Genomic DNA, 11,977 nt, shown 5'->3' with positions numbered 1-11,977 from the left:
CTGTTATTCGAACCTCGCCAGCTTCTGGGCTAATTGATCAGCCTCTTCGCGTTTTTGTGGCAACTGCGCCTCCAATGTTTCGCGTTCATCATCGCTCTGCGCAGCCTTGGCAGCGCGTTCGAGTTTCGTGACTGCAGCTTTGGCTAAGGCTGCGTCAATCTTGAGCTGTTTAAGGTCTATACCTTCTGCGGCAGCCCGCTCAATCTGTTTATCCTCAGCGGCCTTTAAGGTCGCGCTGGCTTCGGCTAAACGGCTCTCCAATGACGCAATCTCGGAACTCTCAGGGTTACCCGCCTTGGCCTTCTTCAGCTTGGTTCGCATGATTGATACCTGCTGTTTGAGGGCCTTCATGTCTAGCTCCTCGGCAGATTGCTCTTGGGCCTGTGTATCAGGGCCATTTTCCTGATTTGCGTCGCATTTTGCGTCTGATTTTGCGATTTCCAAGCTGCTGTTATTAGCATTCAAAGACTTGTCATAGGCGGCCTGAGCTTCATCAGCTTTAGCGCTTAACTGAGCTACCGTAGCCTCTAACTTGTCTACTCCATCCAGCCCCTTATCCTGAGCGCTCTTGAGCGCTTTCTCCGCTTTACTCAGTTTAGTTCGGGCGACCGCGGCAGCTACCTTAAGCGCTCTCACCTCGGCCTCATTACTGCTTGCTGCACTGCTATTCTCTGTTGCAGCTTCAGCTTGTGCCTGCTGTTGCGCCTTTTTGCGAGCGGCTTGAGCCGCAGCCGCTTCAATCGATCGCTGTTTGCGCTTCTCGGCTTTTTCCGCGGCTTCACGTTCGAGGCGCTCTTGGCGTGCCTCGAAGCGGGCCCGGGCATGGTCGGCGCGGCGCTGTTCTAGCTCCTCATTGCGGAGCTCTGATTTGGCAAAGCGGTAATATTGCACTAGTGGGATATTGCTCGGGCAGACGTAGGCGCAAGCTCCACACTCGATACAGTCGAATAGATTGTGCTGGCGCGCCTTCTCAAACTCCTTGCCCTTGGAGAACCAGTAAAGCTGTTGCGGCAGCAGTTGCGCAGGGCAGGCCTGCTCGCAAAGACCACAGCGGATACACGCCTGTGCAGGTGGCGGTGCGGGCATCTCCTCGACCGTTGTAGCGATAATACAGTTGGTCGTTTTTATCACGGGTATGTGGGGGCTCGTGACGGGAACGCCCATCATCGGGCCGCCCATTATCAGTTTGCTCAGGCGCTGCTGATCGACACCGGCTTGTTCTAGCAGAGTGGTAAATGGCGTACCCAGCAGGGTGCGATAGTTCTGTGGTTGTGCCAGCGCATCACCAGTCAGCGTCACAATGCGCGAAATGAGCGGACGGCCAGTGGTAACCGCTTCATAAATCGCTGCAGTGGTGCCTACATTTTGACAAACAATGCCAACATCAGCCGGTATTTTGCCGCTTGGTACTTCGATATTGGTGAGCAGTTGAATTAACTGGCGCTCTCCTCCCGAGGGGTACTTGGTCGGTACAACTTGGATATCGATCTGCAAGGCACAAGCCTCCGCTGCACTATTGAGTGCGGCGATTGCCTCGGGTTTGTTATCTTCGATACCAATCAAAATATGGTGCGGCTTTAGCAGGTGAGCGATCACCTCTATGCCGCCGATAATAGCCTCAGGGTCGGTGCGCATCAGCATATCGTCGGCGGTGATATAGGGTTCACACTCGGCCGCATTGATGATCAATGTGTTTACAATATGGTCATCACCTAGGTGCAGTTTCACATCGGTTGGGAAGCCTGCGCCGCCCATACCAGCGATCCCTTTAGAGCGGATAAAGTCGATCAGTTTGTGAGGAGGTATCTGGGTGTAATCCTCGAGCCCCTCATATTCGCACCAGGTCTCTGCACCATCAGTTTCTATGACGATACACTCAGCTTCGAGCCCTGAGGCGTGGGGTACAGGCTGTTGCGAGATGTCGATTATCCGCCCGGAGCTGGGTGCGTGTATCGCTGCAGATATACGTCCAACGGGCTCAGCAATCACCTGTCCCTTCAATACCAAATCTCCCACCTTAACCACCGGCTCGGCGGCCATGCCGATATGCTGCAGCACCGGGATAATCAAGTGCGACGGGAGGTTGGCCTGGGCTACAGGCAGTAGCGTCGACTGCAGTTTATTCTCGGGTGGATGAATGCCGCCATGGAAAGCGTAAACGGTCATGCTTGGCTCTCCTCTGCCTGTGCTGGTCTATCTGTTGCGATGATCTGCATAGGGCTTGGCGGCGCTGGCCATTTCCAGTTGCCGATCGTGGTTGCGACCGGAATCATATCGATACAGTCGACCGGACAAGGATCGACGCATAGGTCGCACCCGGTGCACTCCGCCACAATAACCGTATGCATCTGTTTTGCCGCGCCGAGAATGGCATCGACAGGGCAGGCCTGAATACACTTGGTACAGCCGATACACTCATCCTCGCGAATGTAGGCGACCTTGCGTACATCCTCGCTGCCGTGTTCAGCATCGAGCGGGATGGACTCCACATTCAGCAGTTCTGCGAGCTGGTCAATGGTTGCCTGCCCACCAGGCGGACACTTATTGATCGCTTCACCGCCCGCAATTGCTTCAGCATAGGGGCGGCAGCCTGGGTGACCACACTGGCCGCACTGTGTCTGAGGCAGAATCGCATCGATCTGATCTACAATCGGATTGCCCTCTACTTTGAAGCGCACTGAGGCATAGCCGAGGACTAAGCCGAATATGAGCGCGAGCCCAAATAGCACGACAATTGCGGTGAGAATCGCGTCCATGTTACTCACCCTAGAATTTTACCAAGCCGGCAAAGCCCATAAAGGCCAGCGACATCAGACCCGCGGTGATCATTCCTATGGCTGCGCCCCGGAAGGGTACGGGCACCTCTGCAACAGCAATGCGCTCGCGAATCGCCGAGAATAGGATCAGTGCCAGAGAGAAACCAACCGCTGCGCCGAAGCCATAGCCAATAGACTCCACAAAGGAGTTCTGTTTGCGGATGTTAAGCAGTGCAACACCGAGCACCGCACAGTTGGTTGTAATCAGCGGCAGGAAGATGCCAAGCAGTTTGTAAAGCAGGGGACTGGTCTTGTGGACCACCATCTCTGTGAACTGCACCACCACAGCGATCACTAGAATAAATGATACGGTCTGCAGGTAGATTAGATCGAGCGGCTGCAGCAGATAGGTGTAGACCAGGTAACTGCAAACCGATGAGAGCGTTAGCACAAAGGTAGTCGCTAAAGACATGCCCATAGCGGTCTCTAGCTTGTTGGAAACACCCATGAATGGGCAGAGTCCAAGAAACTGAACCAGCACAAAATTGTTGACCAGTACGGTACTGATGAGTATCAGCAGAAAATCGGTCATTCTGTCCCTTACTCTTTGACAAGCTCTCAGGTTGAGCGAATCGATATTGTAACCCAGGTATACGCCCCGTTCCAAAGAACGGAGCGCGCTATTACCCTGTTTTTTAAGGGGGTTTAGATGATTTGGTGCTGCTCTAGTGCATCCAGAATCAATTCTACCCGTTGTGCGTTATCCAAGCGCTCATTGAGGAAAAGATCAGCTCCCTGCTCACAGGATGCTATCCAATCGGCGCCCTCACTGGATTGACTCAGAACAATCAGCCCTGCATCAACCAATGCCTGCTGCTGCCCAGGTGCAGCTATGAAGGCCAGTCGTCCACGCTCAAACAGAGCTCTTTCAAGCGTGTAGAGCAGTGTGCTGTCTGCGTTTGGAAGCCCGATCACCAGTGCCTGTTGGCCCAGGCGTATAGCTCGATCCTCCTTTGAGACAGCTGGTTGAGAGTAGAGCGTGATACGGTCAACGACGTGCTCTGAGCTCGAAACCATACCCGCCGCCACGGTAGCATTGGTTAGGCGGTCAATCAGAATAAATGCCCCGGTCTGACGTAATGACTGGTAATCATCTGCTAACACTGGGCGTTCGGCGCTGATCTCGACCTCGGCAATTTCGTTCAGGCCCAGTGCGGCTGGGGTGCAGCGTTCCAGCGAATTTACATCAATACGATGGTGGATGCGGCTCACCACCGCGCTGGTTGAGCTGCTAGCGAGCTTGAGCGCATAGGCACGGCCCGACACCAGAGGCTCATCGCTCATCCAGACGAGGTGCGCATTGAAGTTTCGTAATGGCTTGAGAGCTGAATCGGCGTGCACCAGTAGATCGCCACGAGAGATATCGATTTCATCCTCAAGGGTCAATGTGACGGCCTGTTGTGCAAACGCCTCGGGTAGTTCACCGTCCCAAGTGACTATTTGTTTAATACGGCTAAGTTTACCTGAGGGTAGAACCTTAACCTCGTCGCCGACTCGCACTGCACCGCTCGTTACCGTGCCGGCATAGCCGCGGAAATCGAGGTTAGGGCGGTTGACATACTGTACTGGGAAGCGGAACGGTGTTGCTGAATGCACTTTTCGAATCTGAATCGTCTCAAGCTGGGAGAGCAGAGGCGCCTCTGTATACCAAGGCATGCGGACGGAGCTGTTCACCACATTGTCGCCTTTGAGTGCAGAGAGTGGCACGAAGTGTAGGTCACTCAAATTAAGTGACTGAGCAAAATCGCGATACTCTTGTTGTATCTCCTCGTAGCGCTGCTGTGAGTAGTCGACTAGATCCATCTTGTTGATGGCTACGATGGTGTGTTTGATGCCCAACAGCGAGACGATGAAACTGTGGCGACGCGTCTGTGTTTGCACGCCGTGCCGCGCATCAATCAGAATGATAGCGAGATCTGCAGTGGATGCGCCCGTCGCCATATTACGGGTGTACTGCTCATGCCCTGGTGTATCGGCGATGATGAACTTACGCTTAGTTGTTGAGAAATAGCGGTAGGCGACATCAATGGTGATTCCTTGCTCACGCTCCGCCTGCAGACCGTCTACAAGCAGGGCGAGATCGATCTCCTCGCCTGTGGTGCCGATGCGTTTTGAGTCGTTCTGTACCGCGGCAAGCTGGTCTTCGTAGATCAACTTTGAGTCATGGAGCAGGCGGCCGATCAGCGTAGATTTTCCGTCATCAACACTACCGCAAGTAATAAAACGCAGTAGCTCCTTGTTTTCATGAAGCGCAAGGTAGCCCTCGATATCCTGAGCAATTAAGTCCTGTTCTTGGTTCATCAGAAGTACCCTTCAATCTTTTTCTGTTCCATCGAGCCGGCGCTATCGTGATCGATCGCACGGCCTTGGCGCTCCGAAGTTGTCGCCAGCAGCATCTCTTGAATGATCTCAGGCAAGGTGTTGGCCTCAGACTCCACCGCACCTGTTAGCGGGTAGCAGCCAAGAGTGCGGAAACGCACCGATTTGTGCTGCACGATCTCATCCTGATTAATTGGCATTCTTTCGTCATCTACCATGATCAGCATGCCATCCCGCTCGACCACAGGTCGCACCTCAGAAAGATAAAGTGGAACGATAGAAATATTCTCTAAGTATATGTATTGCCATATGTCTAGCTCAGTCCAGTTGCTTAGCGGGAAGACGCGAATTGACTCGCCTTGATCCACCTCCGTGTTGTAGATGTTCCACAGTTCTGGACGTTGATTCTTGGGATCCCAGCGGTGGTGCCGATCGCGGAAGGAGAAGACTCGCTCTTTTGCGCGCGAGCGCTCTTCATCACGGCGCGCACCGCCAAAAGCTGCATCAAACTTGTACTTGTTTAATGCCTGTTTAAGCGCCTGAGTCTTCATAATATCGGTGTGGCGTGATGAGCCATGCGTGAACGGACCCACGCCCATATCCACACCCTCTTGATTGATATGCACCAGTAGCTCCATGCCCGACTCTTCAGCCATCTGATCGCGGAAGCTGATCATCTCTTTAAATTTCCAAGTGGTGTCCACGTGGAGCAGAGGAAAAGGCGGCTTGCCTGGATAGAAAGCCTTGCGGGCTAGGTGGAGCATCACAGAAGAGTCCTTCCCGATAGAGTAGAGCATGATCGGATTGTCAAAGCTGGAGGCTACTTCTCGAATGATATGAATACTCTCTGCCTCTAATTGCTGCAGGTGTGTGAGGCGCTGTTCGCTGAGCTGTTGCATCAGATGTACCTAAGGGTTGGTTAAAACTTTAGGTTATTATCAGCATGGATTGATATAAGTAAAAAGAATATTTAAAACTTTGCTTAGTATCATTTGGTTATATTCAACCCTTTTTTTATTTCAAGTAGGTATATAAGATTCCGTTATAAATAAACAGGCAAATAGTATTTCCAGTTATATGTATTTCTATTTAATATCGCCGAAAGTTATATACAACGCCGGATTTAGAGGGCTTTAAAGTGGAAATTGCTTACACCTTGGCCGGTCTTGTGGTTGGTTTTGTCGTTGGTTTGACCGGTATCGGTGGCGGCGCACTGATGACCCCTATCTTGATTTTGGGTTTTGGAGTAGCGCCGATTGTCGCAGTGAGTACCGATCTTCTGTATGCAGCGATCACCAAGTGCGGTGGAGTGTTCGGGTATGCGCGCAAGCAACTGGTGCACTACCGAGTTGTTGTGTTGCTACTGGCCGGCAGCTTACCCGCTTCGTTGTTAACGCTGGAGCTACTCGCGAGCTTCGGGGCACAGGCTCTGATAGAGCAGGTTATCAATTTAACCCTGGGATTCTCGCTGGTGTTGACCTCGATTGCAGTATTTATGCGTCAGCGCGTGAAGCTACTAGCCGAGGGTATGCGCGAAACAGAGATAGGGCAGCGCCTTAAAAAGCTACGTCCGCTGTTAACTCTGTTAGCCGGCGTAGTCTTGGGTGTGCTGGTGACGCTCTCATCGGTGGGAGCCGGAGCTTTAGGTACTGCGGTGCTTATCTTGCTCTACCCACGACTCTCGATGGCACAGATTGTTGGTACCGATCTGCTGCATGCGGTGCTGCTAACCGCGGTTGCTGGGTTGGGACACTACCAGATGGGTAGCGTTGATACCTCGCTGCTGCTGAATCTGCTGATGGGGTCACTGCCGGGTGTGTTTGTCGGCAGTTACCTGGGAGCAAGGCTCTCGCATCGTGTGATGCAGCCGGTGATAGGAAGTTTGTTAATGGCAATCGGTTTGCGCTTTGTGCTGGCCGGTTAGTCTGGAGAAAAACGATGTACATATACAATGAAGTGGATCAGCGCCTGATTGATGAGCGCGTTGCGCAGTATCGCGATCAGACCCAGCGTTTTATCGCTGGAGAGCTCAGCGAAGATGAGTTCTTGGCTCTGCGGCTGATGAATGGTCTCTATATCCAGCGTCAGGCTCCGATGCTGCGTGTCGCAATTCCCTATGGGCTGATGAGCGCCGAGCAGTTGCGTGTGCTGGCTGAGGTATCGCGTGATTTCGATAAAGGCTATGGTCACTTCACTACACGCACCAACATTCAGTTCAACTGGCCGAAGCTAGAAGAGGTGCCGGATATTTTAGAGCGTCTAGCGAAAGTGCAGTTGCATGCCATTCAGACTTCAGGGAACTGTATTCGTAATACGACGACCGATCACTTTGCCGGTATTCACCCATCCGAGACCGAGGATCCACGCCCCTGGTGTGAGCTGATACGCCAGTGGTCAACGCTTCATCCTGAATTCGCCTATTTGCCGCGCAAATTTAAGATAGCAGTCACTGGATCAAGTGAAGATCGTGCGGCATCTCAGGTACATGATGTGGGCCTACATCTTGTGCGCAACGAGGCCGGTGAACTCGGTTTTGAGGTGCTTGTGGGTGGTGGGCTCGGTCGCACACCGATTATCGGTAAGAAGATCCGGGACTTCCTACCTGCGCCGGAGTTGCTCTCTTATCTTGAGGCGATTTTGCGTATCTACAACCTCAAAGGCCGACGTGATAACAAGTACAAGGCGCGTATCAAAATACTGGTTGAAGCCATGGGCATTGAAGCCTTTACCGAACAGGTTGAGCGCCATTGGCAAACTCTCAAAGATGGCGAGCTACGGATTCCTCAACAGGAGATTGACCGCGTCACCGCATTCTTCGCAGATCACCCTTACAGAGAAGATGCCGCAGCCGATTTGACGCTGGATGAGAAGCTCGACTCCAATCAAGATTTTCGCACCTGGTATGCGCGCAATACCCATCCGCACAAACAACCGGGCTACCGAGCTGTCACTGTCTCGTTGAAGCCGCACCTGGGAGCCCCCGGTGATATTACCGCGCTACAGATGGAGATTGTGGCTGATCTCGCTGAGCGCTTCTCCTTTGCTCAAATTCGTTCAACACATGAGCAGAATCTGGTGCTGGCTGATGTAGCTCAGGCTGATCTGTACGAAGTGTGGCAGGTGCTAACTGAACATAACTTGGCACGCGCCAACATTGGCCTGCTGACCGATATGATTGTCTGCCCGGGGTTTGATTTCTGCTCCCTGGCGAACGCACACACCTTGAATATCGCTGAGCAGATCAACCGCACCTTTGAGGATCTGGACTACCTGCACGATCTCGGTGAAATACGCCTCAACATGTCAGGTTGTATCAATGCTTGTGGCCATCACCATGTCGGCCACATTGGTATTCTGGGGGTCGATAAGAAAGGTGAGGACTGGTACCAGATTACGATTGGTGGTTCGAGCCGCGAAGATGCGTCTCTTGGCAAAGTCCTCGGTCGTGCTGTCGCAGCGGACGATGTTGCTGCCACCTTAGAGCGCTTGCTGGAGACCTATGTAGATCTTCGTGTCGAGGGTGAGCGTTTTATAGATACTGTACGTCGTCTGGGCGTTGCACCATTTAAGGAGGCCGTTTATGCCGTTGCTAGTTAATCGTGAGATACACCCGATCGATAGTCAGCCTGAGCCCTTGGCATTTAGCGAATATCTAGAGCTTGACGCTGCTGCACAGGCCGCTATAAAAGCGATACGTGCCAACGGAGAGGATCCTTTGGATCAGTTGCTCCTGCACGCTAGCCGTTTTGACATGATCGCGTTGGAGTTTCCCATTTTGAGGGATGGGCGCTCGTTCAGTATCGCTCGGGAGCTACGAGTGGCAGGCTTTAGCGGTCAGATTCGTGCAGTAGGTGAGACCAGCCGTGATAAGCTACAATTCCTTGAACGTTGCGGTTTTGACGCGGTTGAGCTTGATGACGAGTTGTTCAGGCGTGAGCATTTAGAGGCGTACACTGAGATCAGCGCTCAGTACCAGGGCGCGGTGGATCAGCCACTGCCAATCTACCGACAACAGGAAGCGACAGCATGACCCTCGATCTTCAAGCTGCAAACCAGTACCTTGATCAGCGCAGTGCCGATGAGATTGTGCGCTGGGCTCTGGAGCGCAGTCAGCGACCTCTGGTTACAACGAACTTCAGACCCTATGAAGCGGTTATTTTGCATCTGATTACCCAAGTTAAGCCCGAGATCCAGGTGCTGTGGGTTGATTCGGGCTACAACACCTCGGCAACCTACCGCTTTGCTGAATCCTTGATTGAGCGTTTGGACCTTAATATCGTCACCTATATTCCACAGGTGAGTAGTGCCCGGCGCAATGTGTTGATGGGAGGTATCCCTGATGTGGATGATCCCCAGCATGAAGAGTTTACCCGCCAGGTTAAACTCGAACCCTTCCAGCGAGCACTCAGTGAACTTAAACCCGATCTTTGGTTTAATGCCATAAGAAAGGATCAGACAGAGTTCCGTCAGTCGCTGGACGTTGTGAGCCAGAGCCGTGACGCTGTGTTAAAGGTTGCGCCGTTATTCCACTGGAGTGAGGCCGACCTAGAGGCCTACCTTGAGCGATTCGCTCTGCCTAACGAGTTGGACTACTTCGATCCAACTAAGGCGCTGGAGACGCGCGAGTGTGGTCTCCATACACAGCTCTGATCTGAGGCAAATTCATTGCTCGGCAGCCTGAAACGCTGCTGACACTGTCTCTGGAGTTTCTATGGAACCGGGTCTACTGGCTGTAAAGAGTTGGATTACTAGTGCGCTGCTCTCCGTGGGTGGCAGCACGGGTCTTTGGGTTGCTGATGATGTTGCTGACCATCGGCTCGGTGAGTATGTACCCGCAGATACGGTGCTTTACGCCGGTGGGCGTGCAACGCCGGCAGTGTTGGCACAGCTAGATTACCTCTACGCTCAACCCGATCTCGAATTTGACGCAGAGACCATTGCTCAGGAGCTAGAGAGCGGTTCGGGCTACGCCCCCTTGCAGCGCTTTGGTGCAGCCGTCGTGCGTAACCTTTTTGCTCCTGGCAGCGATATGGCTGATGTCTATGCCCGCTTGGGACTATCGATGAGCGGCAATCAAGAGCTCTTCCTTGACGGGCTTGTGCCTGTTCTGCACATTGCGGCAGAAGATAATAACCGGTTTGTTGAATTCTGGGAGTTACAGGCTCGCAGCGCAGGGCTCTCCGTTGCTGAGATGCGGATCGCTGGGCACGAGTATCTCAGTATTCGGTTAACACCGCCTAACGAAACTGAGCAGATAGATCTCGTTGTGACTCAGCGCGGCGATATCGCCGTGCTGAGCTTTACGACCCCGTTCGATAGTGCAGGTGAGTTGGCACAGCGTCTACGTATCGCCACACCTGCCGAAAGCCTCAAGAGCAGTGGCGCGTTGGCGAGTCTGAAACAACGTTACGGTTTTACCAACGACTTCAATCTGGTTCTGGATATTCAGCGTCTGGCTGAGGCCTTCCTAAATACACAGAGCTCTCGTATGGCAACCGACATCGAGGCGCTCTCGGCGCTACTGCAGGAGCCAAGTCCAGCTGACTCGTTGACTCAGGTCTGCCGCGAGGAGTACGCCCGAATTGCAGGCTGGACGCCACGAATTGTTGGTGGTTACACCTCAGTAGAGACCGAGCCTGAGTTGCGCGTCGCCAGTCGTTCAGTGATTGAGATTAAAACTGGAGATACGCTGCAGAAGCTGAATTTGCTGAATGGGCATGTGCCCCAACACGTCGCCGACTTTGATGCGCAGCTACTTGGCTTTGGTCTGGGTCTGGATATGGATCAGTTGTTGCCGGTGACCATCCAGCTGTGGAATCAATTTACTCAGGCGACATTTGCCTGTGCTGAGATTCGTCAAGTACAGCAGGAGATGTTACAGAATAATCCTGCTCTGATGGGTATGTTGACGGGTATGGCTCAGGGCGTAAAAGGCATCGGTGTATCACTTTACGATCTTGAGTTTGGTACTGCGCTAGCACCGATCAAACAACTGGATCTGCTGTTTAGTGTAGCGACTCAGAATCCCGCGCTGCTGGCATCTCTGGCGGCCGGTTCGCCGGCTGCAGCCTATGGCCAAATTCCGCTCGATGGCTCATCGGCCACCGTGGATTTTGGGGATATTCAGCCCGGTCTTACGGCTGAGGTTGCAGTAAACGGGCAGTACATAACCCTGAGCACTGGAGAGCAGTCCACTGCAGCTGCCAATAACCTAAGAAGCGAGGGCCTTGCGCCCAACGGTTTGATGCAGATGAGTCTAAATTACCCCGCATTCGGTGATCTGGTTGCGAGCTTCCCTGTAGACGAACTGCAAAACGGTGCCGGCTCCGATGAGACGAGTCTGTGTATCGAACGCACTCGCTTGGCTAATTTGCTGCGCCAGACACCGCTGCGAGCGGGTTATTCCATGGGTATCACAGCTGAAGGGCTGGATACTACAACTCTGTTCGCGCTAGCAGAACCGGAGCCCGCTCCAGCTGTAGAGCCGGTCGGGCGCTATCAGATATATGATCACACCTACAGTTGTGACCAAGGCGAGCGTATTGGTATCGAGACGATTCGCGCCGACGGCACTGGCTCATATAGCGAGACCGATGGACGTGGCACCTGTGAGCTCTATGAACTGGAGTACCGTTGGAGTCAGGCGGGTAATCAGTTGTTGTTTGAAGGCCAGAGCTCAAGAGGGCGTGATGATTGCACCGCCCAGTGGGAGGAGTACGGCCCGTACAATGCCAGTTGTGCACTGATCGCCGAGACCGATGGTTTTACCTGTCTCTATGCCGAAGATGGTTACGAATCGCTATTTAAGTACCGCCCGATCAATTAGGGCTTGAACTGGGAGT

At 53.1% G+C, this 11,977-nt stretch carries 10 protein-coding genes; 5 read left to right on the top strand and 5 right to left on the bottom strand.

Going from position 1 to position 11,977, the window contains the following annotated elements; translation table 11 throughout:
• Positions 1-3: 3 nt before the first annotated feature.
• The 5 genes from rsxC to cysD form a co-directional block, all read right to left on the bottom strand.
• On the bottom strand, positions 4-2,166 hold the full coding sequence (gene rsxC / locus AC1WNR_RS08045) for an electron transport complex subunit RsxC (RefSeq protein WP_481643990.1): 2,163 nt from the start codon (positions 2,164-2,166) through the stop codon (positions 4-6).
• The gene (rsxB, locus tag AC1WNR_RS08040) at positions 2,163-2,756 is read right to left on the bottom strand and encodes an electron transport complex subunit RsxB (protein ID WP_481643989.1); all 594 of its coding nucleotides are present in this window, start codon (positions 2,754-2,756) and stop codon (positions 2,163-2,165) included. The genes rsxC and rsxB overlap by 4 nt, the downstream gene beginning before the upstream one ends.
• 10 nt (positions 2,757-2,766) lie before the next feature.
• Positions 2,767-3,348, bottom strand: a complete 582-nt coding sequence (rsxA, locus tag AC1WNR_RS08035) for an electron transport complex subunit RsxA (RefSeq protein ID WP_481643988.1) — start codon at positions 3,346-3,348, stop codon at positions 2,767-2,769.
• A 113-nt stretch (positions 3,349-3,461) separates the two neighbouring features.
• Entirely contained in the window at positions 3,462-5,117 is a 1,656-nt protein-coding gene (gene cysN / locus AC1WNR_RS08030) for a sulfate adenylyltransferase subunit CysN (protein WP_481643987.1), read from the bottom strand.
• Positions 5,117-6,034 carry a sulfate adenylyltransferase subunit CysD gene (cysD, locus tag AC1WNR_RS08025; protein WP_481643986.1) on the bottom strand — a complete coding sequence of 306 codons (918 nt, stop codon included), beginning with the start codon at positions 6,032-6,034 and terminating at the stop codon, positions 5,117-5,119. The genes cysN and cysD overlap by 1 nt, the downstream gene beginning before the upstream one ends.
• A gap of 239 nt (positions 6,035-6,273) precedes the next feature.
• Between cysD and AC1WNR_RS08020 the strand changes: the two genes are divergently transcribed.
• The 5 genes from AC1WNR_RS08020 to AC1WNR_RS08000 all read left to right on the top strand — a co-directional run bounded on the left by AC1WNR_RS08020 (position 6,274) and on the right by AC1WNR_RS08000 (position 11,961).
• Positions 6,274-7,059: a sulfite exporter TauE/SafE family protein gene (locus AC1WNR_RS08020; protein WP_481643985.1), complete on the top strand. Its 786-nt coding sequence runs from the start codon at positions 6,274-6,276 to the stop codon at positions 7,057-7,059.
• A gap of 14 nt (positions 7,060-7,073) precedes the next feature.
• Entirely contained in the window at positions 7,074-8,732 is a 1,659-nt protein-coding gene (locus AC1WNR_RS08015) for a nitrite/sulfite reductase (protein WP_481643984.1), read from the top strand.
• Positions 8,716-9,165: a DUF934 domain-containing protein gene (locus AC1WNR_RS08010; RefSeq protein WP_481643983.1), complete on the top strand. Its 450-nt coding sequence runs from the start codon at positions 8,716-8,718 to the stop codon at positions 9,163-9,165. Before AC1WNR_RS08015 ends, AC1WNR_RS08010 begins: the two co-directional genes overlap by 17 nt.
• On the top strand, positions 9,162-9,785 hold the full coding sequence (locus tag AC1WNR_RS08005) for a phosphoadenosine phosphosulfate reductase domain-containing protein (RefSeq protein WP_481643982.1): 624 nt from the start codon (positions 9,162-9,164) through the stop codon (positions 9,783-9,785). The genes AC1WNR_RS08010 and AC1WNR_RS08005 overlap by 4 nt, the downstream gene beginning before the upstream one ends.
• 61 nt (positions 9,786-9,846) lie before the next feature.
• Positions 9,847-11,961, top strand: a complete 2,115-nt coding sequence (locus AC1WNR_RS08000; RefSeq protein ID WP_481643981.1) for a hypothetical protein — start codon at positions 9,847-9,849, stop codon at positions 11,959-11,961.
• Positions 11,962-11,977 lie beyond the last annotated feature (16 nt).

It is taken from the genome of Marinobacterium marisflavi (assembly GCF_982447095.1).
The sequence above is the reverse complement of the archived record's forward strand: the minus strand, read 5'-3'. Positions and strand labels throughout refer to the sequence as shown.